Raw genomic sequence first — 22,709 nt, 5'->3', positions numbered from 1 at the left:
ACCGCTGGGCGTGGTAGACCATGGCCTGATCGCCCACTTCCGAGACAAAGAGCTCAACGCTCAATCCCCGCGAGGCGGCGGTGACGATGGCCAATTGGATTGCTTCGTCCGGGACAAAGTAGGGGCTGGTGATGCTGACGCGGTGCTCGGCCTTGTAGATGAGCGTGGTGTAGAGCTTGAGGTTGTTGTCGTTATCGAAACTGGGGCCGCTGGGCAGGACCTGGGCGTCAATGAGCTCCGGCTCCGATCCGAGGACCACCGGTGAGGTGTCCAACGGCAACAGGATCCCGGACTCGCTGTACCAGTCCGTGACGAACACGGCGTTCAGTTCCCGCACCGCCGGCCCCTCCAAGCGGACCATCAGCTCATGCCATTGAAGGCCCCGCCGAATGTTCCGCTTCTTGTTGTAGGAGGCATCGATCAGGTTTTGCGAGCCTGTGTAGCCCACGCGTCCGTCCACCACCACCAGCTTCCGGTGGTTGCGCAGGTCCGGGCGCTGCCATTGACCCTTGAAGGGCCGCAGGGGCAGCATGGCGTGCCATTCGACGTCCATGTGGTCAAAAGCCTGGAGCATGTCCCTGTACTTGGGGCCGCCAACCGCTGCCAGGTGGTCAAAAAGCACCCTGACCTCCACACCGCGTTTGCGGGCCCTGGCCATGGCGTCAAAGAAGGGGGACGTTGTGGGATCCAGCGCCAGAATGTAGAACTCCACATGCACGTATTCTTCTGCGGCATCCATGTCCGCGATCATGCGGTGGAAGCATCCGTCATAGTCCTCCAACAGCTCGGCGCGGTTGCCGCCCACCATGGGCAGCGCCCCAAGCCTCAGGTTAAGTTCGACGGCGGAACGCAGCCAGGCGGGCCAGTCCTCACTGTGGCTGACCGCTGAAAGGCCGGGCGTACGTCCCAGCATCAGTTCGTTGACTGCGCGTTGCTTCTCGCGCCGGGCTTTGGGGAGCTTGCCGCGCCCAACCAGCAGGAACGCCACCGTACCCAGATACGGAATGAAGATGATCGCCAACACCCACGCAATGGCCGACGACGGTTTCCGGTTGGCTGAGACCATCACCGCGGCAATTGCACCGAGCACGATGTGCAGTGCCAACAAGATCAAGGTGACGGCTTCGGCGTCGTGCAGTAGTCCTTGCATGCCGGGCTACTTGGCGTTCTGCTGCGGGATGACTACCTTTTTGATGATCAGCAGGATGGAGGCAGTGGTGGGGCAGGCGATCAGCGCGCCCAGCAGTCCCAGCAGTGTCCCGCCCACCATCGCACCGATCAGCACCAAGGAACCCGGGATGCTGATGGCTTTGCCCACCACCCGCGGCGTCAGGATATAGGCCTCAATTTGCATGTACGCCAGCATGACGAGGAAAACAACGAGTGCCGTTGAGGGTGAGGTGAAGAGTGAAACCACGGTAATGATGGCGGTGCTGACCGCGCTGCCCACCAGCGGTATGAGGGTGATGGGGAAGGCAAGGACGGCAAGTACCGCCGCGTATCTGACCCCTGCCACGGACAGGAGGATGAAGGTAAAAATTGCGTTGAACAGGGCCAGGATTGACATTCCGCTCAGGTATTTACCCACCGAGGCAATGATTGTTTCGGAAATGTCCGCAAATGATTCCCTGCGGGACGCGGGAACCAGTGCATAAAGGCTGGATTTCATGACCTCGTGTCCGGCCACGAAATAGAGGGTCAGGACAACAACGAAGACCACGGCGAAGGTCCCGTTCACCACGTTATAGCCAACCTGCACGGCGCCGCCGCCAATAGCCAGCCAAACGTTGGGGTCCGCTGCCGAGGTTTCCAGCCATTCCAGCAGCGGGGTCAGGGCTCCGCCGAGTGATCCGTTGACATCCCGGAACCATTCCTGTTCACCCACTGCGTCGAAGCTGGACGGCAGCAACCGGACCAGCGCTGTGCCTTCTTCCACCAAGATGGGAACCACAAAGCGGATCAGGATTGCCACCACCACCAGGAAGCCCACAGCCACCGCGAGCACGGCTCCGCCGCGTGAGAGCTTCCACCGTTCCAACCACCGGACCAAGGGATACAGCCCCAGGGAGATAAACAGGGCTGCGAAGATCAACGTCAGCGAATACCGCAACGTTATGACAGCGGACCCCAAAGCCAAGGCAACCAGGACACCCAAGGCCGTTATCAGGCCGAATCGGAACGGTCCGCCTTCCAACAGCGGGAATGCCTTTAATCGCGTCATGCGGTCCCTTTCGGCAGTTTTGTGAAGCACGGACCGTCGCCCGAATCAGGCCAATGCCAGCTCCTTCAGGCGAGCGTACTCTGCCTCGGTAATGTCACCTGCGGCAAGAAGGGCTTTGGCCGATTCGATTTGTTGGGTGGGTGTAGGGGCTCCGGCAACCTCCCGGATGTAATTCTCTGCTTCTTCCACTGATTCACGAACGCGTATTTCGCTGCGCAGCGCCATTCCTTTCCCACGCATGATGACGTAGATCAGGGCCGAGATGAATGGTGCCACGAACAGGCACAGAATCCAGAGGGCTTTTACGCCGCCGCCGAGGGCTTTGTCACGGAGAAGATCGGAAATGATCTGAAAGAGGAGGATCAAATAGGCAACAAAGAAAAAAGCGAGAATGATGCTCCACAACGATTCCAAGAAGTTCATGGTGTCTTTCCCATCGTTCGTTCGGCCCGGGGCAGGACCGTCGTCATCCGGCAAGGGACCCGTTCCCCGGCGGGACCACATCACCATTCTCGATTCGGCCGGCCCGTCCGGCGCCGGACCGGGCTGGGATCGGCAGCGATTGGGCAGAAAGATCACCTAGTAAGGGTGAGTGGGGTTGGGGCCCGACGACGGGTGGCCGGGCTGGGTGCCCGGCCCGTGCGCGGCCGGGTGCCGGGCTGGGTGGCTGGGGAGTGTGGCCGGGGAGTGTGGCCGGCTGGTGCCCGGCCGGGTGCTTGGTCCGGTCACAAATTCCCCGTAACCAGGACGTTGCGCCCGGCGTCAAACGGTCGGTTACGCTGCTCAAAGCCACGCACCACCGCACGTTTTAGGGTCCCAATGATGCACTCTTTTTTGCCCGATTCCGCAACTGACCGCGCGCCCAAAGCCGTGTTCCGGCGAGGACCGGAGCCAACCCGCCATCTTGGCGCAGCAGCGGTCGCTATGGGCGCATCCGGGATGGTGGCTGTTGTGGGGGCTTTCGCACTGCTCCTGCACACGCTCGCCCAAGAGTCTCCGCGGCTTGGCCCGGTGTACTCCGGCTGGCCGGAAGCTGCCACCGAGTCCTGGCTCCCGGCGCTCCGATGGTTCCTGAGCGACATGACGGAGCCCTTGTTCTTCGCCTCGGAACTCGCCGCGCTCGGGCTCCTGTCCGGGGCGGCACTTGCGTGGCGGGCCGGCGGACGGGGGCGGAGTTGGCCGGGTTCGCTCAGTTATGGGACCGGACTTTGGCCGTGGGTGCTGGCATCGGCGTCGCTGAGTTTGCTGATATCCAACCTGGCCTTCGGATGGATGCTCGACGACGGATGGCAGCCCACTTTCGTACCCTTTGTTTGCGTCGCTCCCGCTATGGTCCTCATGTACGGCGGCGGCTGGAGAACCTGCGTCACAGGCGCTGTTCTGGGCGCAGTAACCACTACCCCGTTGGCCCTGCTGTTCATCCCTGCCGTGTCCGTGCCGCTTGGCCTGCCGGTGGTGGTGGCAAACGTCCTGGCGATGTCCGTTGCGTGCATGGTGTCGTTTTTGCTGGCGAGGCAGTTGCCGTGGCTTGCCTTGCGGGTGGCGGACCCGCCCGCACAACGGCGAGTCCCGCCGTCGAGCGTTCACCGGAAGTTCCGCGGCGATGCCGGCTGGGCGGTGCGACGGGTCCTCAAGGACTTCACCGAGACCCATTTCTTTGCCAACGAACTCGCTGGTGCCGGTGTCATTCTGGCAGTGGGGGTGGCGTACGTACTCAACCCGGGGTTGCCCTCGTACGGGTCGGAACTGGTGCCCCACATACTGTTCGCCCAGGCGCTGACCTCGGGAATCGGCGTGGTCCTCTGGCGTCGCTGGTACCGCGACGGCGGATGGGCTGCCACCTATGCGTCCGTGGTGTCCGTGGCCCCTGCTGCCGTGCTGGCTTACGGCGGCTCGTGGTCCGCAATGGTGGGTGGGGCCGTGCTGGGAGCAGTCCTGGCTCCGCCCATCGCGCGTCTGGTTTCCGCGCGGCTACCCGCAGGATTCCACCCGGTGATCGGCAACACGGCGGCCATGGCGGTGTCGACGGCGGTCGCCTTGCCGTTGCTTGGGCTGCTGCCGCACTAGCTCCTTTGGGGGTGGAGTCCTAGCCACCCACGTGATGGATGGTAAAGGCACTGAGGAACCCGACGGCGGCCGTCAGTCCCGTGAGGTTGTGGTGCTCTTCGAAGGCCTCGGGAATCATGGTGTCCGCGAGCATCGCCAGGATCCCACCGGCGGCGATTGCGGTGATGAATGCAATGACGCTCCCGGGAGCGTTCTCCAAAGCCGTGTAACCGATGAGCGCAGCCAGTCCGCTGAACACTGCAATGCCGGTCCACGTGCCGAAGACGTACGCGGGGCTGCGTCCGGCCTTCTTCATGCCGGCCGTGCTGGACAGGCCCTCGGGAACATTGGAAATGAACACCGCGGCCAGCATGGCCGGGCTGACACCGCCACCGGCCAGAAGTCCGACGCCGAGCACCACGGATTCAGGAATGCCGTCAATGAGTGCTCCAACGGCGATGGCTGTTCCGCTGCCGGGGCTCTCCTTCTCGGAGGGCTGGGGTCCGCTGGAGCGTTTCCGGTGTTTGGCGCCGGCGCGTGCCAGCAGAACGTTGGAGCCCACAAAGATCACGGCGCCCAAAAGGAAACCCAGCACGGTGGGAACCAACCCGCCGCCCTCAACAGCCTCGTCCACCAGTTCAAAGGCCAGCGCGGAAATCAGGACCCCCGCACCGAAGGCCATCACCGTGGAAACGAACTTCGGCGGGACTTTCCAAACCCAGGCGATTCCGGCACCGAGGACCAAGGCTCCGCCTGCCAGCGTTCCCCACAGCAGGGCCTGCAACCACATCGGCATTCTTGTGCCCTTTCATTGGCTTTTCACGTGCACCAATGCAGTTTTTCATAGGGGGTTGGGGGCGTGCGGGAGTCTTGAGTTTTTCCTGAGGAAGTGTTGCGGGTTTGCAGGATTTGTTCTTGATCCAGCCCCGGCACAGTAGTTCTTGTCAGCCAGAGAGGCAGACATCGAAGGACAGGCCGGCCGGAACCGCGGTGGCCCACCGAAAGGACACTGATTCCCATGGCCATCAGCCTCAAGACCACCTCCGGCAAAATCCTCGCCTCCGTCGCACTGGTCGGCACCGCAGCGGCCGTCGCCGGCATGGGAACCTACGGCGCGTTCACCTCCTCCACCTCCGCCTCCCAGGCAGTGACCGCAGGCACCGTCACCATCGCCCTGGGCGCCCCCGGACCAGCCAACACCCTGAACCTCCCCGTCGCAGGACTGCTGCCCGGAGACAAGATCGAAAAACTTGTCACCTTGGCCAACACCGGCAACTCGGACCTGAACAGCATCACCCTCACCACCTCCGCCGGGGCCACCGGATCACTGCTCACCACCGACACCACCCACGGCCTGCAGCTGACCATCGAGAACTGCTCCGTGGCCTGGACCGGCACCGCCGCGCCCTACACCTGCACCGGCACCAAAACCACCGTGCTGGCCAACGGGCCGGTGATCGCCGCGAACAAGGTCCTGAACAACCTGACCTCCCTGACCTCGGCCAAGACCGACAACCTCAAAGTCACCACCGCGTTCCCCACCACCGCGAACAACGACTTCCAAGGCGCTACCTCCACCATCGCCTTCGCCTTCACCGGCACCCAGCGCACCGAAACCACCAAGTAACAGCGCAGCACCACCGCAGCTTCCCTGTAGCTTCCCGCAATACGCCGTCAAGCCCCACGGGTTCAGCCCGATAACCCCCTGGGTTCAGCCCGATAACCCCCTGGGTTCAGCCCGATACCCCCCCCCGGGCCGGCCGATAGCGCAGCCGGGTCTGATCGGATTCACTACCCCAGCCCGATCAGCCCCGGCGGCTGTGCCATAGTCCCCGGCGCCATAGTCCGCGGTGCTAGTCCAGAAAGCCACAGTCAGCAGCTTCTTGGCCGCAGCTTCTTAGCGGCAGCTACAGGCGCTACTAGTAACACCATCAAGCCCCGCCGGGCCTGGTCGGGCTTCCCCCCTGCTCGATCAGGTCCGCCGGTATTTTTCCTGCATCAGCCATACTCCTGAGCAAATATTCCAGGCCAGACAAGAATTCCAGGCCCGACAACAATTCCAGGCCAGACAAGAATTCCAGGGTCGGACTTGAGGATTTTCCGCAGGAAGCCAGGGCAGGGGCACACAGGCTTTTCTGCAAAAACCCTACAGAAGTCGATCAACACCCGGAAGGAACGCCAGGACATGAGTACCCTCACCAGCATTGACGGACCAGCCCTCCACGGCCGGCGTTCCGCAGGGAAGCCCACGGCGGTCAACGACGTAACCCGGCCCACCGTCGTCGGGTCCGGAGCGAAGTCCACCGTCCTCGGGTCTGGCGTGGAGCCCACCGCCGCTTTGAAGCCCGTCGCTGTGAAGCAGCCCGCAGCGGCGACAACCACTTACTGCCCCCTGACTGCACGCCGAACCACTGCAGAACCATCCACTGCAGTGGCACTCACAGCAAACGCCCGCGCAACCGCGACGCCCCACGGTGCAACCGGGTCGCTCCACCGCGCAACCGGGACGCACCACCGCTCCACCGCGAAACTCCACCGCGCAACCGGGACGCCCCACGGTGCAGCCGGGTCGCTCCACCGCGCCACCGGGACGCGCCACCGCGCAACCGCGACGCTCGGTTGCGCCGCCGGTACGGTTACCACCAAGCCCGGCGAGTCGGCCCTGGAAGGTGCCGCAGAGCCGCAGGCAGCAAGTGGTGAATAACCGGCGGATGCCGGCCGGACGTGCTGAACCAGACGTAGAGAAGACGGAATCCGTCCTGGAGCCATGCGCGCTGCAATCACTGGCTGAGGAGCTGGAAGACTCAACACCGGCCATCAATTTTCTCTCCAACTACCTGAGTATGCTGCCCGGCAGGATCCTCAGAATTTCCCACGGACTGGGGCTTCATGATGCCGATGCCAGCATGGATGCGGTCCTCAGCCTCAAGATTTCCTCTGCGATGGTGGGGGCCCTTGAGACGGAGAACCAGTGCATGGCCATCGAAACCATGATCCGGGAAGACCACTTCGACTCGGCGGTCTTGGCTCTCCCCGCACTGCAGGATTCCACTGATCGCTGCTTCGCGGCGGGTCCGCAGTTGCTTGGGAGTGCGCACGAGTCCCTGCGCAAGGGATCGAGGCGTTGAATCCTGGACCCTGGACCCTGGACCCTGGACCGGGAATCCTGGATCGGGACTGCCGCACCATGAATCCGGGGCATCGAATCGGGCCGGGTTTACCCCGGTGCTGGTGATTTTCCGTAGTCTGGAGCGGCTAGTGGTGCGCCGGCACGGTGGCGTCGGCGGTCTTGACCTCGTGCGGCACCAGAAAGAGCGCGGCCACGGCCAGCAGTCCGGCGGCGGCGAACACATAGAAGCCTGCAGGGTAGGCGATATTTGCGGCCACCAACGTTCCCGTTACGGCAGGACCAACGATCGCGCCCAACCTGCCGACACCTGCCGCGAAGCCCAGTGCGGTTCCGCGGAGCCGCGCCGGGAACAATTGGCTGACCCAGGCATACACCAGCACCTGGGAGCTGAAGACGAATACTCCCGTCACGAATACGGCCGCGTTGAGCAGGAATTCGTTGGGGATTTTGACGCTCAGGATCGCCAGCAGCACCGCCGACAACCCGAACCACAGGAGCACGATCTTCTTGGTCCCATGCTTGTCGGCAAGAATCCCGGCAAGGAAAAGGCCCGCCACGGCGCCCACGTTCAGGACCAGCAACAGCGTCAGTCCGGTGCTCACGGGATATCCGGCAGCGGCCATCAGCTGCGGCAGCCACGTATTCAGCCCGTAGACCAGCAGCAGCCCCATGAACGATGCGATGCCAATACCCACGGCCACCAGAGGATACGGCTTCTGCAGTAGGTCGCGGAAACCGGTCTTTTGCTTGGTACCGGTGGAGGGGTCGACGACGGCTGTTGCCTTCGTGGCCTCGCCCGCCTTGGCAGGGGCTGCTTCAGGGAGCGATTCCGGCAGTTTGACCCACAGGAAAGGCAGCAGTATCAGGCCGGCCACACCGCCGATGATGAACATCAGCCGCCAGTTGGGAACGATGAAAATAGCCAACAGAGCGGTGGCTACGGCGCCCACGTGGTAACCGGTCATGGTCCGCGTGGTGGACTTCCCGGCTGTCCCGGCCGGGGCGTAGTCGTTCATGTATGCCAGGGCGGCCGGGAGGCAAGCACCCAAACCGAGCCCGGCCAGCAGGCGCAGCAGAGAGAAGATGGCAACGTTCGGGGCAAAGGCAATGCCGATGGTGAACAGCGAAAAGCCTGCCACACAGGCGATCAGGAGTTTCCGGCGCCCAAATTTGTCGGAAAGCGGTGCGATGAAAAGTGCGCCAAGGCCCACGCCTACCAAGGAGATGGTTGCGGCAAAGGTGGCTCCGACCGCGTCGAAGCCCAGATCGCCGGTTTTAATCAGTGTGGGGATGACAGTTCCCAGGACGACGAGGTCGAAACCGTCCAGGACCATGGCCAGCCAACAGAGCCAAACAGGCCATTGGGAGCGGCGGGCAGATGTCATCGTTGGCATAGCGTCCTCGGTACTTCATTGTGGTTGGCGCTGGCTGGTTGCCCCAGGCCAAAGAACGTTCGGTCGGTTATGAGAGTTGTATCACCGCAGGATGTTGCGTGGCACACGTTCTACCATTGAATGGAAGGTGGCAAGTTGGTGCCGCGTCACTTTCCGACCAGATACCCAAGGAGGGCGTGGTGGCCAACTCAGCATCAGGAGACTCGGTAGTAGACCGCGTGGTGCGGGTTATCGAAGCCTTTCCGGAAGGAGTGACCTCCCTGCAGCTAACCGAGTTGGCTGACCGGGCAGGGCTCCCTTTGTCCTCGGCGCATCGGCTGGTCCGCCAACTCTCCGAGCATGGGTTGTTGGATTCCGGCGCTGGTGGCACTGTTCGGCTGGGTCTTCGCCTTTGGGAACTCGTCAACCGAAATTCGCCCACGTTGGCCCTCCGTCAGGCTGCCATGCCATTCATGGAGGATATCCAGCAGGTCCTTAACCAGAACGTAAACCTTGCTGTGCTGGAGGGCTGGGAGGCGCTGTTCGTGGAGCGGCTTTCGCGGAGGGGGTCTGTCGCGAACCGGGCCAGGGTGGCGGGAAGGATGCCCGTCCATATCTCCTCGGCAGGGCTGGCCCTGATGTCGCACCAGCCACGTGAGGTGCAGGCGGAGTACCTCGAGCAGTTCCAGGATCCGTCCGGAAAGGTGACGGCCGGCGTCGTGCGCCAATTGCTGGCCGACGCCGCCCAGCAGGGTTACGCGCAACTAGCGGGCGTGGTGGATTCCGACACCTGGGGCATCGCTGTTCCGGTGATGAACGGTAAGCGCCGCACTGTGGCGGCTTTAGGCGTGGTTGTGCCGCTTGCGGAAATGCGGTTGCAGGCGCTTGTTCCGGCACTCCAGACGGCGGCCCGAGGCATAGGGCGGCGGTTGGCCGAATGATGTCGCTTCCGTTGAACGGAATTGATGTAACGACAATCACTCACTGCGCGCCACACTGAATCCAGATTCATCCCGCTTCCGAGTAAGCCGGGATCCGCAACGAAGCGAGGAACAACAATGGCACGCACACCCATCACCACCCAAGTGGCCATCATTGGCGCTGGCCCCGCAGGCCTCATGCTCTCCCATCTGCTGGCCAGGCAGGGCATTGAGTCCGTAGTGGTTGAGATCCGCAGTCGCAAGGAAATCCAGGAAACGGTCCGCGCCGGGATTCTCGAGCACGGCACCGTCAACCTGCTGGTTGACTCCGGGGTCTCCGACCGGGTGCTGCGTGAAGGTGACCGCCACGACGGCATTGAGTTGCGCTTCAATGGTGAGAGTCATCGCATCAACTTCAAGGAACTCGTTGGCGAATCCGTGTGGCTGTACCCGCAGACTGACGTGTTCATGGACCTCGCAGCGAAGCGGGAAGCCGACGGCGGTGACGTCCGGTACAGCGTCACCGACACCACGGTTCACGATCTCGAAGGCAAGCCGAAGGTGTGGTTTACGGCCGCCGACGGCCAGGAATTCGAAATCCAAGCCGACTTCCTGGTGGGTGCTGACGGTTCCCGCAGCCACTGCCGCTTCCAAATCCCGGAGGCCAACCGGAAATGGTACTTCCACGAATACCCTTTCGCATGGTTCGGGATACTGGCCGAGGCCCCGCGCAGCGCCGACGAACTGATCTACGCGAACTCGGAGAACGGCTTCGCACTGATCAGCCAGCGCACTGAAACCGTGCAGCGCATGTATTTCCAGTGCGACCCCAAGGAAAAGGTGGCCGACTGGGATGACGAACGCATCTGGACTGAGTTCCGCAAGCGCGTCAACGGCAACGGCTTTGAGCTCAAAGAAGGGCCCGTCCTGGAGAAGATGGTCCTGCCATTCCGCAGCTTCGTCCACACGCCTATGCGCCACGGCAACCTCTTCCTGGCCGGCGACGCGGCGCACACCGTTCCACCCACAGGGGCCAAAGGCCTCAACCTGGCCATCCACGACGTCAAAGTGCTTTTCGAAGGCCTCGACTCCTTCTATTCCAACGGCTCTACCGCTTTGCTTGACTCCTACAGCGACCGCGCCTTGGACCGCGTATGGAAGGCCCAGCACTTCTCGTACTGGATGACATCCATGCTGCATACGGTGCCGGGTGCCGACGACTTCGACCGTGCCCGCCAACTCGGTGAACTCCACTCCGTGGTTACGTCCGAGCATGCCAAGGCGTATCTGGCAGAGTCGTACACGGGGTGGCCGACCGCACGCTGACCTCGCCGGGCTGCTGGGGACTTGGCGGGCTTTTGGCGATTTGGGGGCTGCCGGCTTCGTGAGTGAGTGGGGCTTTCGTTTCCCCAGGAGCCCGCTCATTGGCCCCACATCGATTTCTTATGTTCTGTGGGGTGTGTGGTGGTGGTTGCGTCGGGGTGTTTGTTGGGGGTCGATGTGGGGTGGGGGGATGAACCATGGGACGCCGGTTGTCATGTTGATGCGCCATTGTTCTTTGTGGATGAGGTGGTGGTGGTGGCTGCAGAGCAGGGTGCCGTTGTCTGTCGAAGTGGTGCCGCCGTGGGACCAGTAGGTGGTGTGGTGGGCTTCGCACCAGGGTGCGGGCATGGTGCAGTCTGGGAAGGCGCAGCCACCGTCGCGGGCGGTGATGGCTTTGCGGATGTGGGGTGGGAAGATCCGGGTGGTGCGGCCGATGTCCAGGACGCGGGAGTCGCTGCCGAGCAGGACGGGGATGATGTCGGCGTCGCAGGCTATTTTGCGGATGGTGTTGGGGTGGATCGGTCCAAGGAATGTTGCGGTGCCGGTGCCTGTCCTGGCGTCATTGCCGGGCGGGGTGTGTTGGGTGAGTTGATCGAAGAGTTCGTTGTAGTCGATGGTGACGGTGAGTTGGGGTCGGAGTCCGCCGTTGGAGGGTAGTTCCCCGGTGGTCATGGCGAGGCTGCAGGCACCGGTGAGGCCGTCCAGGAGTTTCTGGGCCCGGGAGCGCCGGTCAAGGTCCGGGCCGGCCGCGGTTCCAGCTGTGGTCAGGCGTGGGTTGGTGGCGGTGTTCATGGTGGTGGTGAGGGTTTCGTATTGTTCGGCGGTGGCGAAGATTTCGATGTGGTGCAGGCCGTAGCGGCGTCGGCGGCGTAGGAACGCGCCTTGGTGTTGGCGGAGGACTTCCTCGGAGGGTTCTGGGCCGTCCTGGTCGATGGATTCGGTCCAGCGTTTGGCCATGGTGGTGACGAAGTCCGGGTCGGACTCGACCGCGGTTTTGGTCAGGGCGTGTTCCATCCGGGTGATGGTGGCGTCGTCGGTGAGGTTCCTGACTTTGTCCAGGGCACTGCTGATGATCGACGCTGAGCGGGAGGGCAGTTCTCCGGAGGCCAGGGCGTCGGCGAGGATCACGCGTCGGGCGGGGATGTCCTGCCCGGTGATGCCGGGTTGGGGGAGGACATCCGGGGCGAGGGCGAGCCTGCGCCGGGCCTCGCCGATCCCGATCCGCAACCGTGCCCGCAGGAACTGTGCCGCGTCCCGGTACCCGTCATCCACAACACTGGCCCTGGACCCGGCTGCCGGCGCCTCAGAACCCCCGCCGGAACCAGAGCCCGCGTTGGAACCAGAGCCCGCGCTAGTACCAAAGCCCGCGCCGGTACCAGAGCCCGCGCCGGTACCAAAGCCTGCGCTAGTACCGGAACCCGCGTCAGTTTCCGGCACAGTTTCAGTCCAGCCCGTCCGCCACTCCGACGCAGCCGCCGAGGACCCCGGACTGGCCTGTAGCGCCTCCGCCCGGGCCCGTTCCACCGCCTGCGCCGCAACAACCTGCAAGTACTCCAAGGAGCGGGCGATCTTCTCAACCTTGCCCGCAAAGTCAGCCGCCTCGACAAAACCGAGCAGTCGGACTTCATCTGCCGCCATCGAACGCAACACGTCCACTGCGGCAGCGCCCCCGATAAGCGCCGCTTCCATGGATGGAACACTCGACGACCATGGGTGCGGGGTCAACGCGCGCGGCACCTCATCGGCCGCGGATTCCTGAGAAGTCGCCAGCGCCGCGGGCGCTACCCCTTCCAAAGGTTCCCGGGGCATGGACGGGGAGTCGGGCACGAAGGGTCGCCCAGCGTCCCGGGACGCATCCGGGGTGATGCCTGCCGGCGTCGGGAATTCGTGTGCAGAAGTTCGGACAGGCACATCGAGCGAGAAAAGCGGAACGTGCGCCGGCACCTCACTGGCGCCGGACGAACTTGCCCGCCGCTCCACGATCTGCCCTGTGCCTTCCATAAATCAAGCCTGTCACGGGGACCCAACCGCTATAAGCCCTCAACGACGCTATGTGGAAAACCGCCGCTGCTCATGGTGTCGAGGAAATAGCGGCTCAGGATCTACCGTAAAACATGACTATTAACCCGAGTCCAAAAACACCGGTCCGGCAGTTGCGCCTTGTCGTAGAGGCTGAGGATTACGATGCCGCGTTGACATTTTTCCGTGACGCCCTGGGCCTGCCCGAGCAAGCTGCTTTCGAAGGAGATGGGGACGCCAGGGTCACCATCCTGGAAGCCGGCCGGGCTACCCTCGAGATCGCCAACCCCGCCCAAGTGCGGATGATTGACAGGATTGAGGCGGACGGCAAGCCCAGCGCCAAGATCCGGATCGCCTTTGAAGTGGATGATTCCGCCGCGGCCACCAAGGACTTGGTGGAAGCCGGCGGCACCGTGATTGCTGAACCCAGGGAGACCCCCTGGAAGTCGCTGAATTCCCGGCTCGAAGCACCCGATGGTCTCCAGATCACGCTGTTTCAGGAGCTCGAATCCCTCGAGGAACGCAGCTCGAAGCCCGGTTTCACAAGCCCTTGACCCCGTGTTGCCTCAGCCGAGCAGTGCTGCCTCGCCGCGCCATATCGCCCAGCCGCGCCATGTTGCCCCCGCCGCGCCCCGCTGCGGTCTCCAGGCACGGTGGCCTGAAGCGCACGACGGCGGGAGGTCGCCGTCGTGCGCTTGTCTCGTCTTTGGCGATACTCACTGTAGGTGAGGCCTAACCGACGACCCCGCTCTGGTGATCGATGCCTGCTTGATCCACTTTTCGGTGGAAGCGCATGCCGGCCTTGCCGCCGACGATGGCGCCGAGGAGGGGAACGATCAAGGCGATCACAAGGCCGATGATGCCGCTGGCGGTCATCAGGCTTCCGTCGATAGGAATCTGCGGGGCGCCGTTGAGGTTGTCGAGGATGTTGAATTGGTTACCTGCCACCGCGGCGAGGATCGCCACGACGATGGCGATGATGATGCCCCATAGCCACACGGCGAGCCCTTGCTTCGCTCCATCGAATCGGGCCATGCGACCCGCGACGTACCCTCCGCAGTAATAGGCCAGGAACAAGACGACTGCCAGCACGATTCCGCTGACAATACCCAGGGTTTCCGGGTTCTGCTGGGCCTGATCCGCAGTTTGCTCGGCGCCGGATGGATTCGCCGCCCCCACGCCCACGCCGATGGCGGTAGCCAAGGCGCTGAGCAGGACCGTCATCCCGATGGCCGTTAACCAGCCAAAGAAGGCCGAACCCCATTTAATGCCCCCAAAGCGTTCCTTTTCCGCATTGACGACTTCATTCCTGCGGGCTTTGGGAGTGCTTGAACCCGCGCTGTCTTCATAGACCATGTCAGCTCCTAGTCCGGGTGCCTGAACGTTGGTAAATCAAGCAAAACACCACCTTCGGCAAGAAAGCAAGCATCCTTACTAAATTGGCGGACGGGGCCATCGGCGCAAGTAGTCAGGTGACGATCCGCACGACGGCGGCAGGTCGCCGTCGTGCGTTGTTCGCGGTCAGTACGCACCGAAGAGTCTCACCGCTGTCCGGGGACTTTCCATATATAGGGACGAGTGTCTGTTTCGTGGGAGAATTGGAGATATGGAAGCCAGCACCGCCGGAGCCCGGACACTCGAACGAGGACTCAGCCTGATCGACCACGTAGCGGCCGGCAACCATCGGCTTGAGGACATCACCAAAGCCGCAGGACTCAGCCGATCGGCCACCCACAGGATGCTGACCTCCCTGGTGGGAGCCAAGTACCTGAGCCAGGCGGAGGACCGCAGCTACCATCTGGGCGTCAAGCTCCTGGAATTGGGGACCCAAGCGCAAACCAGCATCGATCTGCCGGGGGCCGTGCAGCAGATCCTGTCCGATATTGCCCGAATCACCCAGGATGCCACCCACTTGGGGATACTGTCCGGGGACGAAGTGGTGTACCTGGCCAAGGCCCGCGGACACCGCGGGTTCGAGATGACCTCGTATCCGGGCGTTCGCCGGAAGGCCCAGACCACGGCGTTGGGCAAAGTGCTGCTGGCCGAGAAGGACGACGCCCAAGCGGTCAAGGCCTTCAACCACGCCATCACCCCGACGCCGCTCTCCATCAGGACCGTGGAAGAATTCCTTTCCGCCTTGCATGAGGCCAAGCACAACGGCTACGCCATGGATGACCAGGAGAACGAACTGGGGATCACGTGCCTTGCCATCGGGATACCTGATTTGAGCGGAGCCATGGCTGCCGCAGTGTCGGTCTCCGCCCCCAGCGTCCATATGAACCCCGAGCGCGTCCAATCCCTGGTTGCGTTGCTGCAGAAGTTCCAGCCCGAGCTCACCAGTTGCTTGCCGCCGGGGTTTGAGAGGGCGTGGATCTAGGCCCCTGTTGATCAACGGCCCCGACCCAGCCGCGCCACAACCCAGCCGCGCCCCGACCCAGCCAGGCTGACACAGCAGCGGCAGACCCCGGAAGGATCTAGCGGGCCACGGGGTCGGTAGCGTCCAGTAATCCCAGCTCGTGTCGTTGTGGCATGCCTTCCCAGTCTCCCGTGACGAGGCAGGCAAAGGCGCCTGTTCTCACCCCGGTGCGCAGCCGGTCTTCCACCGGGGCTCCAGCGAGGAGGTCGGAGATGTATCCGGCCACGAAAGCGTCTCCAGCCCCCACAGTGTCCACGGCGTTGATGCGCACTGCCTCCTGACGGTATTCGGTGCCGTTGATGACAGCCACGCAGCCCTGCGGCCCGTTCTTAATCACTACCTGCCCTGGTCCCATGGCTGCGATCCTGTGGGCGAGCTCAAGGGATTCCGAGCCGTGACCCACGGCGATCCCCGCTTCGTCATCGCCGGCGAACACGATGTCCGCCTGTTCAATGAACGCCCGGAAGACCGGCCCTGCCTGGTCCTCTGTCCACAGCGCAGCGCGGTAGTTCAGGTCGAAGGAGACGGTCACCCCGGCTTCGCGCGCCACGGACACTGCATACTGTGCGGCTTCACGCGCCGATTCGGAGAGGGCGGGCGTGATCCCGGTCAGGTGTAGCAGCTTCGCCTTCCGGACGGCATTCGCCGGGACGTCCTCCGGAGCCAACCGCGAGCCGGCGCTGCCTGAGCGGTAGTACCAGACCTTGAGGTGTTCCAGGGTGCGGCGTTCCTTGATCATCAGACCCGTGGGGGCCTCGGCGTCGCGGATGCCCAGGGTGTTCACGCCTTCGGCAGCTACCTCTCGGAGTACGAGGTCGCCGAGGCTGTCCTGCCCCACCCGCCCGAGCCAGGTCACGCTGGTGCCCAGGCGCTTGAGGGCGATGGCGAAGTTGGTCTCCGCCCCGCCCATGCCCAACCCCAGGGAACCTGCGTGGGCCAGGGGCCCGGGCGTAGCGGCTTTCATCAGCGCCATGGTTTCGCCCATGGTGATCACATCGGTAGGGACCGCCGCCTCGGTGAGAGCACTCATTTCGCCGCCCTCGCTTCGACTGCCCCGGCGACGAGCCGGCTGAGCTTTTCTGCCCTGGCGGTCAGTTCCGCCAGGTTCCCGCCGGAGAAGGCGTCCCGCAGCAGAGGCCCGCCCAGGCTGACGGCCATAGCGCCGGCCGCGATCCACGCCGGCGCATCGTCAATCCCGATGCCGCCCGAAGGTACCACCTGCATATCCGGGAAGGGTCCGCGGAGCTGGCCGATGTACCCGGGTCCCACGGCCGAAGCCGGGAAGAGTTTCACCGCAGTGGCGCCGGCTTGCCAGCCTGCCAGCAGTTCGGTGGGCGTCAGCCCGCCCGGGAACACCGGGATGCCGCGCTCGACGGCGGCGCTCACCACCGCGGTCACCATCGCCGGGGTGACCAGGTAGTCCGCTCCGCCGTCGAGGGCTTGCCACGCTTGGTCCGCAGTGGTGATGGTGCCGACCCCGATTTCGGCGTCCGTACCGAACCGTTCCCTCAGGAGGGGCAGTTCCTCGAAGACGCCTCTGGTGCTGAGGGTCAACTCGATGGAGCGGACCCCACCGCGCACCAAGGCCTCGATCACGGGGGCGTACTCGCGGGCGTGCTGTGCGCGCATGACGGCCACCACGGGGTTGGCTGTCAGGATCGCCGAAAGCGCAGGGCGTGTGCTCATCGGGCCATCCACCCGCCGTCCACCGGAAGGACCACGCCGTGGACGTAGTCCGCTGCCGGGGATGCCAGGAACACCACTGCTCCGGCGAGGTCGTTTCCTGAGCCCCACCGGGCGGCCGGGATCCGGTTGGAGATTTGTTCATGACGCACGGAGTCGGCCAGCAACGCCTGGTTCATGTCCGTTGCGATGTAGCCCGGGGCGACGGCGTTGACGTTCACCCCATGTGGGGCCCACTCATTGCACAGCGCCTTGGTCAGCTGGGCCACGGCTCCTTTGGAAGCCGCGTAGGCCGGGACCCGCAATCCGCCCTGGAAGCTCAGGAGCGAGGCGAGATTGATAATTTTGCCGTGTCCGCGCTCCACCATGGCCTTGCCGAAGCCCTGGCAGAGCTGGAACACCGCCCGGGTATTGATGTTCATGACCGCGTCGAAGTCTTCCAGCGGGAACTCCACTGAGTCATGGCGGATCTGCGTGCCGGCATTGTTGACCAGGATATCCACCCGGTGCGTGGCCATCGTGGTTTCGATGGCGCGGGTGACGGAGTCCTGACTGGAGAGGTCGATGGCTACGGCCTCAGCGGAAACCCCGGCTTCCGCCGCGGCTTGGGCCAGTTCCGGAGCGAGGGGGCCCCGTTGCAGCGCAACGATGTTAGCGCCCGCTCGGATCAATCCGACGGCGATTCCCAGGCCGATGCCCCGGGAGGCTCCGGTGATGGCCGCCGTCGAGCCCGTCAGGTCAAAAACCGGGCCCGCCAGGTCAAAAGGCGCTGCTGTGTCTGTCATGCCGGTGTCAGTCATTCTTCTTCCTTGCCGTTCGCCCCTGCCGGGCCCACGAATACTTTGAGGACCGCTCCGGCGGTCATGGCCTGGGTGAACGCGGCCGGGGTTTCTTCCAGGGGGAAGACCTGCACCGGGATCCGTCCCAACCCAAGTTCGCCGCCCTCGATGAGCTTCACTGCGCGTTCGACGTCGGCGCGGGTGTAAACGCGCACTCCCACCACCGTGTTTTCCGCGAAGGTCAAAGCCTGCAGATCCACCTCCACCGGCTTTTTGTAGACGCCCACCAGAACGATGGTGCCCAGGACGCGGACGGCTTTGGGCAGCAGCGCCGCCACCGAGGGGTGCGCAGCCGAATCAAACACGATGTCCGCGCCGTCCCCGCCGGTTGCTTCCATGACCGCGGACACAGGGTCGGTGCCGGAAGCGACAGTGTCGAAACCAAGCTGCTCGGCCACTACACGGCGTTCTTCGGAGGGTTCGGAAATCAGCACGCTGCCGGCACCTTCATGCCGGGCAACAAGCGCGGTCAGGATGCCTATGGGTCCGGCGCCGAAAACCACCACCCGCTCACCGCCGCGCAGCCCCGACCGGGACACTGCATGCACGGCCACGGCCAACGGCTCAGCCAATGCTGCCTCCTGGAGTGGAACAGCTGAGCTGATCGGAATCAGGGTTTCCGCGGGCAAAGCCACGTACTCGGCCAAGGACCCTGCAACGTCGATCCCATACAGCTTCAGGTTCCGGCACACATGGGTGTTCCCCTCCCGGCACGGGTGGCATGTTCCGCAATGGATCAAGGGTTCCACGGTCACCCGGGTGCCCGCCGCCGGACCTCCCGCCGCGGCGACTTCCACAACACCGGTGATTTCATGACCCATGACCACGGGCGCCTCAGCGCGGGGGTGGCTTCCGTGCAGGATGGAGAAGTCCGTGCCACAAATTCCGGTCAGTTCGGACCGGACCAAGGACCAGCCCTCCGGCACCTCGGGAAGCGGCACGGTCCGGTACTCAATGGTCTCCGGACCCGTCCACACCGCTGCCCGCATGGTCTTGACGGTTGTTCCCGGGATGGCTTCGATGCTCATCGGGCCACGCTCCCCGTCAGCACTTCGCCGTTAAGGATGTTGCGCGGTGTGCGCCCGGCACAGACCTCCACCACGTTCTCCACCGTGCGGCGCTTGAGCTCCGCGTAAGATTCCTCGCTGTACCAGGCCGCGTGTGGTGTGAGGACCGCGTTCTCCAGTTCCAACAAGGGGCTGTTCCTGGGCAGGGGCTCCACTTCGAAGACATCCAGGCCGGCAGCGTGCAGGCGCCCGTCCTTCAGGGCTGCCGCTACCGCATCCGTATCCACCACACCTCCGCGGCATGTATTGACCAGAACGGCCCCGGGCTTCACCTTGTCCAGGACGTCACCGTTGATGAGGTGATGCGTGTGCGGGTTGAGCGGGACATGCAGGGAAATCACGTCAGCATGGGCAACAAGATCCTCGAAGCTGACCACAGTGATCCCGTCATCCGTGACAGAGCCGGGCGCCAGCAGGGGATCGGACCCTATGACCTGGTAGCCCAGTCCCTTTGCTTTACGGCCCGTGGCGGCCCCGATCAACCCCAGGCCCACCACCCCGAACACCCGCCCGCTGATCCGGTGCAACGGTTGCACCGGCCCCAGCGAATAGTCCCCCCGCCTCCCACCGCGGTCCAGCTGCGTGATCCCGCGCGCCAGGCTGACGGCCAAAGCAATTGCATGGTCGCTGACGTCTTCGGTGCCGTAATCGGGGACGTTGCAGATGGCGACGCCGCGCGCGGTGGCGGCTTCGACGTCGAGCGTGTCAACCCCGACGCCGTAACGGCCGATCGCTTTCAGCCCTGGCAACGCGTCCAGAACCTTGGCGGTGATAGGCGCGTACTGGACAACAATCGCGTCCGCGCCGGCAGCGGCTGCGATCACCTCGTCCTCGCTGTGGCACTGGGCCAACACCAGCTCGACGCCGGCGGCTTGGGCGACAGCCTGCTCAATGTCGATCGAGTCGTGGTCGCAGTCGGTGATGACTATTTTTGTCGGGTTGATGGGCGTGATCGGGGGTTGCATTACTTGGCGTCCTCTTCAAGGAGAAGGTCGCGATCGACCGTCTCCGGGGATTTGATGGTGGTGAACAAACTGATGCCCATGATGGCCATCATGTAGATGGCTACCGGGACCCAGGATCCGCTGAAGGCCGTGACCAGCGCGGAGCAGATCAGCGGAGCAACGCCGCCGCCGAAAACGGAGGAGAACTCGCGGCCGAGTGCCACACCTGCGTAGCGGTAGCGTGCGCCGAAGAGTTCGGGGAAGTACGCAGCCTGGACACCTACGGATCCCTGGGCGGCAAAAATGAAGCCCAGGACGATCACCAGTGAGATCAGGAACAGGTTGCCCGTGTTGATCAGCAGGAAGGCCGGGATGGGGAAGAGGAACAGGAAGGTGGTGACCACCAAGTACATGGAGCGGCGGCCGAACCTGTCAGAGAGGTTGCCGAATACGTAGGCGGACACGCAGGCGAACAGGGCGCCTACCAGCAGGACCTTGGGAATGAACGTTGCGTCGATCTTGAGCTGGCTGATGAGGTAGGAGCCAAGGAATACCTGGAAAAGGTAGGAGTGGGCGTTGGCGCCGACATTCATGAAGAACACCCGGAACAGGTTGGTACGGCCGTTCTTCACCACGTCTGCCACGGGAGTGTCCCGCTTGCCGATGGCCCCCTCTTCCTGAAGTTCCTGGAAGACGGGAGATTCCTTGAGCTTGCGGCGGATCACGTAAGCGGCGATCGTCACGAAGATTGACGAGAAGAAGACCAGTCGCCATCCGTACGATTCCAGTGCTTCCTTGGGCATCATTTGAACCAGGATCCAGACGACCGCTCCAAGTGCCGTTCCGGCCGCTGCTCCGACGAAGACCAAGGAGGCGTACTTGCCACGCTGGCCCTTGGGTGCGGTCTCGGCGATCAGGACTACGCCTCCGGCTTGTTCGGCTCCGGCGCCGAACCCCTGCAGGAAGCGGCAGGCCACCAGGAGTGCCGGAGCCCAGAGCCCGGCTTGCTCGTAAGTCGGCAGGAGGCCGATGGCGAACGTGGCGATTCCCATGAGGAACAGGGTTGCCACCAGCACCCATTTGCGGCCCAGGCGGTCGCCGTACTTGGAGAAGAAGAGTCCGCCCAGGGGCCTGGCGCCGAAGCCAACGGCATAGGCGCCGAAAGCAGCAAGGATGCCGATCGCAGGATCCACGTTGGGGAAGAAGATCGTGTTGAAGATGATCGCGGATGCGGTTCCGTAGATCACGAAGTCGTACTGCTCCAGGGCAGTCCCGATCAGTCCGGCCCATGCGGCCCTGCGGACGTTTTTCACCTCGGAAGGGGTGCCGGTGTCTGGGCGACCGGCATTCTGAACAACGCTGTTCTCAGTCAATCTTGTCTCCAAGCGGGTGGCGGCGGGTTGCCGTGAATGGTCAGTTCTTTATCGATTCCGATTATCGGGATGGCATCCCGAAAACTGCTGGAGATAAATGTAATGCATGCCGGAAGCGGAAGAAAGCGATTTCTGGAAAAGGTCACAAAAAAGCGCACGACGGCGGTACTCGCCGTCGTGCGCTCTTTGCCTTGGCGGGCGCTGGAGTCAGCGCCCCCTTGGAAGGCCGGGTCTAGTCCGGTATTTCCATCTGGAATCCACACTCGTCGCAATGCAGGACCTGGGTGCTGAGGTAGGCCTCCAACTCCGGGTCAACAGACTTGCCTGTGGTGTCGACCATGAGCACGTGCTGCCTCCCGGCTCCCGTGTGCATCGGGACGCCGCAGTGGAGTTGATGGTTGCCGCCCTGGAGAAGGCCGGGCGAATCTGTGGACCCATGCAGGACATCTGCGACGTCGGCGACGGTTGCGGCATGGGCAAGGAAGGAGTCGCACCTTCCGCAGTTGTAACCCACTTCCACCAGCCCGGAGGCGAGGTCGTGGTGGGCGCCTATGGTGTCTACGGAGAGGTGCTGGTTGCTGCCGCAAGACTGGCATTGCGGAGTGCGCGGGTGGGTTGGGCTTGGAAAGGTGAAGTGTTCCGGCTGAGCAGACATGATGAACCCTGGCGGGTAAGACAGAGTGGATACCTTTGGCACAAGTACTAATTTCTCCGCTTCGAGCCTACGGTTGGCGGCGCGGTGTGGCAAGCGCCACCGATTCTCCAAAGAGGGCTTGCCAAGCAAACACTAAGCATGCTTATTGTATTGATGTTCCTTAAAGCCGGCGGGTCGAATCTGCTCCCCGCTCCGGCATCCGGAAACCATGCCAGGTGATGAAGCCCGCTTGGCGATCCATCAAGAGAACCGCATTCCAAGGAGACATCATGCTCGCGAGGGAAAACATTGACCGTTTGATGGGGCTCAACGGAAACGTCCGCACCACAGAAGGTGACAAGGTCGGCTCCATTGGCACGTTCTACACCGACGACGACACAGGCGAACCCACCTGGGTTACCGTCAAGACCGGGCTCTTCGGAAGCTCGGAATCCTTCATTCCGCTTCGGGAGGCAACGGTTGAAGGCGACGACGTCATTGTGCCCTTCAGCAAAGACCACATTAAGGACGCACCCAGGGTGGCTGAAGACGGCCACCTTGATCCGGGCGAGGAGAGTCGCCTCTACAACCACTACGGACTCAGCGACGGCGAAAACTACGGCGGCCAGCGCGATGACGATGCACGCTTCGCTGGAACGGTGGGAACCCGGGATACTGTGGGCACCCGGGACACCCTCGGTGCCAGGGACGCGACAGACAC

At 63.5% G+C, this 22,709-nt stretch carries 23 protein-coding genes; 9 read left to right on the top strand and 14 right to left on the bottom strand.

Annotated features, from left to right (window positions below):
- The 3 genes from HP499_RS05515 to HP499_RS05505 form a co-directional block, all read right to left on the bottom strand.
- The coding region (locus tag HP499_RS05515; RefSeq protein ID WP_172322903.1) for a phospholipase D-like domain-containing protein at nucleotides 1–1,150 on the bottom strand (1,150 nt) is incomplete at its 3' end.
- Between the two features lie 6 nt (nucleotides 1,151–1,156).
- Nucleotides 1,157–2,221: an AI-2E family transporter gene (locus HP499_RS05510; RefSeq protein ID WP_172322902.1), complete on the bottom strand. Its 1,065-nt coding sequence runs from the start codon at nucleotides 2,219–2,221 to the stop codon at nucleotides 1,157–1,159.
- A gap of 45 nt (nucleotides 2,222–2,266) precedes the next feature.
- Complete coding sequence (locus HP499_RS05505) at nucleotides 2,267–2,644, bottom strand: SHOCT domain-containing protein (protein WP_172322901.1); 378 nt, start codon at nucleotides 2,642–2,644, stop codon at nucleotides 2,267–2,269.
- 396 nt (nucleotides 2,645–3,040) lie between these two features.
- Between HP499_RS05505 and HP499_RS05500 the strand changes: the two genes are divergently transcribed.
- Nucleotides 3,041–4,288, top strand: coding sequence for a hypothetical protein (locus tag HP499_RS05500; protein ID WP_172322900.1), 1,248 nt, complete (start codon nucleotides 3,041–3,043; stop codon nucleotides 4,286–4,288).
- A 19-nt stretch (nucleotides 4,289–4,307) separates the two neighbouring features.
- Here HP499_RS05500 and HP499_RS05495 read toward each other — a convergent pair whose 3' ends face one another.
- A complete protein-coding gene (locus HP499_RS05495) occupies nucleotides 4,308–5,063 on the bottom strand; it encodes a ZIP family metal transporter (protein WP_172322899.1) in 756 nt (251 codons plus the stop codon).
- Between the two features lie 222 nt (nucleotides 5,064–5,285).
- Here HP499_RS05495 and HP499_RS05490 point away from each other — a divergent pair, with 222 nt between their 5' ends.
- The 3 genes from HP499_RS05490 to HP499_RS05480 all read left to right on the top strand — a co-directional run bounded on the left by HP499_RS05490 (nucleotide 5,286) and on the right by HP499_RS05480 (nucleotide 7,395).
- Nucleotides 5,286–5,894, top strand: coding sequence for a TasA family protein (locus tag HP499_RS05490; protein ID WP_172322898.1), 609 nt, complete (start codon nucleotides 5,286–5,288; stop codon nucleotides 5,892–5,894).
- A gap of 558 nt (nucleotides 5,895–6,452) precedes the next feature.
- A complete protein-coding gene (locus HP499_RS05485) occupies nucleotides 6,453–6,971 on the top strand; it encodes a hypothetical protein (protein ID WP_172322897.1) in 519 nt (172 codons plus the stop codon).
- A 7-nt stretch (nucleotides 6,972–6,978) separates the two neighbouring features.
- Nucleotides 6,979–7,395, top strand: coding sequence for an Hpt domain-containing protein (locus tag HP499_RS05480; RefSeq protein WP_172322896.1), 417 nt, complete (start codon nucleotides 6,979–6,981; stop codon nucleotides 7,393–7,395).
- Between the two features lie 127 nt (nucleotides 7,396–7,522).
- Here the strand turns inward: HP499_RS05480 and HP499_RS05475 are convergent, their stop codons facing one another.
- Complete coding sequence (locus HP499_RS05475; RefSeq protein WP_172322895.1) at nucleotides 7,523–8,791, bottom strand: aromatic acid/H+ symport family MFS transporter; 1,269 nt, start codon at nucleotides 8,789–8,791, stop codon at nucleotides 7,523–7,525.
- A 179-nt stretch (nucleotides 8,792–8,970) separates the two neighbouring features.
- Here HP499_RS05475 and HP499_RS05470 point away from each other — a divergent pair, with 179 nt between their 5' ends.
- Both HP499_RS05470 and HP499_RS05465 read left to right on the top strand, forming a co-directional pair.
- Nucleotides 8,971–9,711 (top strand): IclR family transcriptional regulator, encoded by a 741-nt coding sequence (locus tag HP499_RS05470; protein ID WP_172322894.1) that lies wholly within the window; start codon nucleotides 8,971–8,973, stop codon nucleotides 9,709–9,711.
- A 117-nt stretch (nucleotides 9,712–9,828) separates the two neighbouring features.
- Nucleotides 9,829–11,016 carry a 4-hydroxybenzoate 3-monooxygenase gene (locus tag HP499_RS05465; protein WP_172322893.1) on the top strand — a complete coding sequence of 396 codons (1,188 nt, stop codon included), beginning with the start codon at nucleotides 9,829–9,831 and terminating at the stop codon, nucleotides 11,014–11,016.
- A gap of 117 nt (nucleotides 11,017–11,133) precedes the next feature.
- On the opposite strand, the gene HP499_RS05460 is transcribed toward HP499_RS05465, so the two are convergent.
- Entirely contained in the window at nucleotides 11,134–13,014 is a 1,881-nt protein-coding gene (locus HP499_RS05460) for an HNH endonuclease signature motif containing protein (protein ID WP_172322892.1), read from the bottom strand.
- A 113-nt stretch (nucleotides 13,015–13,127) separates the two neighbouring features.
- Between HP499_RS05460 and HP499_RS05455 the strand changes: the two genes are divergently transcribed.
- The gene (locus HP499_RS05455) at nucleotides 13,128–13,586 is read left to right on the top strand and encodes a VOC family protein (RefSeq protein ID WP_172322891.1); all 459 of its coding nucleotides are present in this window, start codon (nucleotides 13,128–13,130) and stop codon (nucleotides 13,584–13,586) included.
- A 178-nt stretch (nucleotides 13,587–13,764) separates the two neighbouring features.
- On the opposite strand, the gene HP499_RS05450 is transcribed toward HP499_RS05455, so the two are convergent.
- Nucleotides 13,765–14,388, bottom strand: a complete 624-nt coding sequence (locus HP499_RS05450) for a hypothetical protein (RefSeq protein WP_172322890.1) — start codon at nucleotides 14,386–14,388, stop codon at nucleotides 13,765–13,767.
- A 250-nt stretch (nucleotides 14,389–14,638) separates the two neighbouring features.
- Here HP499_RS05450 and HP499_RS05445 point away from each other — a divergent pair, with 250 nt between their 5' ends.
- Nucleotides 14,639–15,409: an IclR family transcriptional regulator gene (locus HP499_RS05445; protein WP_172322889.1), complete on the top strand. Its 771-nt coding sequence runs from the start codon at nucleotides 14,639–14,641 to the stop codon at nucleotides 15,407–15,409.
- 97 nt (nucleotides 15,410–15,506) lie between these two features.
- On the opposite strand, the gene HP499_RS05440 is transcribed toward HP499_RS05445, so the two are convergent.
- From HP499_RS05440 to HP499_RS05410, 7 genes are all read right to left on the bottom strand, one after another.
- On the bottom strand, nucleotides 15,507–16,478 hold the full coding sequence (locus HP499_RS05440) for a sugar kinase (RefSeq protein WP_172322888.1): 972 nt from the start codon (nucleotides 16,476–16,478) through the stop codon (nucleotides 15,507–15,509).
- Complete coding sequence (locus HP499_RS05435) at nucleotides 16,475–17,134, bottom strand: bifunctional 4-hydroxy-2-oxoglutarate aldolase/2-dehydro-3-deoxy-phosphogluconate aldolase (RefSeq protein WP_172322887.1); 660 nt, start codon at nucleotides 17,132–17,134, stop codon at nucleotides 16,475–16,477. The genes HP499_RS05440 and HP499_RS05435 overlap by 4 nt, the downstream gene beginning before the upstream one ends.
- Nucleotides 17,131–17,931 carry an SDR family oxidoreductase gene (locus tag HP499_RS05430; protein WP_253951417.1) on the bottom strand — a complete coding sequence of 267 codons (801 nt, stop codon included), beginning with the start codon at nucleotides 17,929–17,931 and terminating at the stop codon, nucleotides 17,131–17,133. The genes HP499_RS05435 and HP499_RS05430 overlap by 4 nt, the downstream gene beginning before the upstream one ends.
- Nucleotides 17,928–18,998 carry a zinc-binding dehydrogenase gene (locus HP499_RS05425; RefSeq protein WP_172322886.1) on the bottom strand — a complete coding sequence of 357 codons (1,071 nt, stop codon included), beginning with the start codon at nucleotides 18,996–18,998 and terminating at the stop codon, nucleotides 17,928–17,930. Before HP499_RS05425 ends, HP499_RS05430 begins: the two co-directional genes overlap by 4 nt.
- Nucleotides 18,995–20,002 (bottom strand): C-terminal binding protein, encoded by a 1,008-nt coding sequence (locus HP499_RS05420; RefSeq protein ID WP_172322885.1) that lies wholly within the window; start codon nucleotides 20,000–20,002, stop codon nucleotides 18,995–18,997. The genes HP499_RS05425 and HP499_RS05420 overlap by 4 nt, the downstream gene beginning before the upstream one ends.
- Complete coding sequence (locus HP499_RS05415) at nucleotides 20,002–21,354, bottom strand: MFS transporter (RefSeq protein ID WP_172322884.1); 1,353 nt, start codon at nucleotides 21,352–21,354, stop codon at nucleotides 20,002–20,004. Before HP499_RS05415 ends, HP499_RS05420 begins: the two co-directional genes overlap by 1 nt.
- Nucleotides 21,355–21,586: 232 nt before the next feature.
- Complete coding sequence (locus tag HP499_RS05410) at nucleotides 21,587–22,009, bottom strand: hypothetical protein (RefSeq protein ID WP_172322883.1); 423 nt, start codon at nucleotides 22,007–22,009, stop codon at nucleotides 21,587–21,589.
- Nucleotides 22,010–22,278: 269 nt separating this feature from the next.
- On the opposite strand from HP499_RS05410, the gene HP499_RS05405 reads away from it, so the two are divergent.
- Nucleotides 22,279–22,709, top strand: a 431-nt coding sequence (locus tag HP499_RS05405; protein WP_172322882.1) for a PRC-barrel domain-containing protein, incomplete at its 3' end; no start/stop codon positions are given.

It is taken from the genome of Paenarthrobacter sp. CM16 (assembly GCF_013179505.1).
GTDB lineage: Bacteria > Actinomycetota > Actinomycetes > Actinomycetales > Micrococcaceae > Arthrobacter.
This window is presented reverse-complemented; position numbering and strand designations above follow the sequence as displayed.

What these genes read in the sequence shown, in the direction of transcription:
- HP499_RS05510 (WP_172322902.1), bottom strand. Translation starts at nt 2,221, where the DNA reads ATGACGCGATTAAAGGCATTCCCGCTGTTGGAAGGCGGACCGTTCCGA.
- HP499_RS05505 (WP_172322901.1), bottom strand. Translation starts at nt 2,644, where the DNA reads ATGAACTTCTTGGAATCGTTGTGGAGCATCATTCTCGCTTTTTTCTTT.
- HP499_RS05500 (WP_172322900.1), top strand. Translation starts at nt 3,041, where the DNA reads ATGATGCACTCTTTTTTGCCCGATTCCGCAACTGACCGCGCGCCCAAA.
- HP499_RS05495 (WP_172322899.1), bottom strand. Translation starts at nt 5,063, where the DNA reads ATGCCGATGTGGTTGCAGGCCCTGCTGTGGGGAACGCTGGCAGGCGGA.
- HP499_RS05490 (WP_172322898.1), top strand. Translation starts at nt 5,286, where the DNA reads ATGGCCATCAGCCTCAAGACCACCTCCGGCAAAATCCTCGCCTCCGTC.
- HP499_RS05485 (WP_172322897.1), top strand. Translation starts at nt 6,453, where the DNA reads ATGAGTACCCTCACCAGCATTGACGGACCAGCCCTCCACGGCCGGCGT.
- HP499_RS05480 (WP_172322896.1), top strand. Translation starts at nt 6,979, where the DNA reads ATGCCGGCCGGACGTGCTGAACCAGACGTAGAGAAGACGGAATCCGTC.
- HP499_RS05475 (WP_172322895.1), bottom strand. Translation starts at nt 8,791, where the DNA reads ATGCCAACGATGACATCTGCCCGCCGCTCCCAATGGCCTGTTTGGCTC.
- HP499_RS05465 (WP_172322893.1), top strand. Translation starts at nt 9,829, where the DNA reads ATGGCACGCACACCCATCACCACCCAAGTGGCCATCATTGGCGCTGGC.
- HP499_RS05460 (WP_172322892.1), bottom strand. Translation starts at nt 13,014, where the DNA reads ATGGAAGGCACAGGGCAGATCGTGGAGCGGCGGGCAAGTTCGTCCGGC.
- HP499_RS05455 (WP_172322891.1), top strand. Translation starts at nt 13,128, where the DNA reads ATGACTATTAACCCGAGTCCAAAAACACCGGTCCGGCAGTTGCGCCTT.
- HP499_RS05450 (WP_172322890.1), bottom strand. Translation starts at nt 14,388, where the DNA reads ATGGTCTATGAAGACAGCGCGGGTTCAAGCACTCCCAAAGCCCGCAGG.
- HP499_RS05445 (WP_172322889.1), top strand. Translation starts at nt 14,639, where the DNA reads ATGGAAGCCAGCACCGCCGGAGCCCGGACACTCGAACGAGGACTCAGC.
- HP499_RS05440 (WP_172322888.1), bottom strand. Translation starts at nt 16,478, where the DNA reads ATGAGTGCTCTCACCGAGGCGGCGGTCCCTACCGATGTGATCACCATG.
- HP499_RS05435 (WP_172322887.1), bottom strand. Translation starts at nt 17,134, where the DNA reads ATGAGCACACGCCCTGCGCTTTCGGCGATCCTGACAGCCAACCCCGTG.
- HP499_RS05430 (WP_253951417.1), bottom strand. Translation starts at nt 17,931, where the DNA reads ATGACTGACACCGGCATGACAGACACAGCAGCGCCTTTTGACCTGGCG.
- HP499_RS05425 (WP_172322886.1), bottom strand. Translation starts at nt 18,998, where the DNA reads ATGAGCATCGAAGCCATCCCGGGAACAACCGTCAAGACCATGCGGGCA.
- HP499_RS05420 (WP_172322885.1), bottom strand. Translation starts at nt 20,002, where the DNA reads ATGCAACCCCCGATCACGCCCATCAACCCGACAAAAATAGTCATCACC.
- HP499_RS05410 (WP_172322883.1), bottom strand. Translation starts at nt 22,009, where the DNA reads ATGTCTGCTCAGCCGGAACACTTCACCTTTCCAAGCCCAACCCACCCG.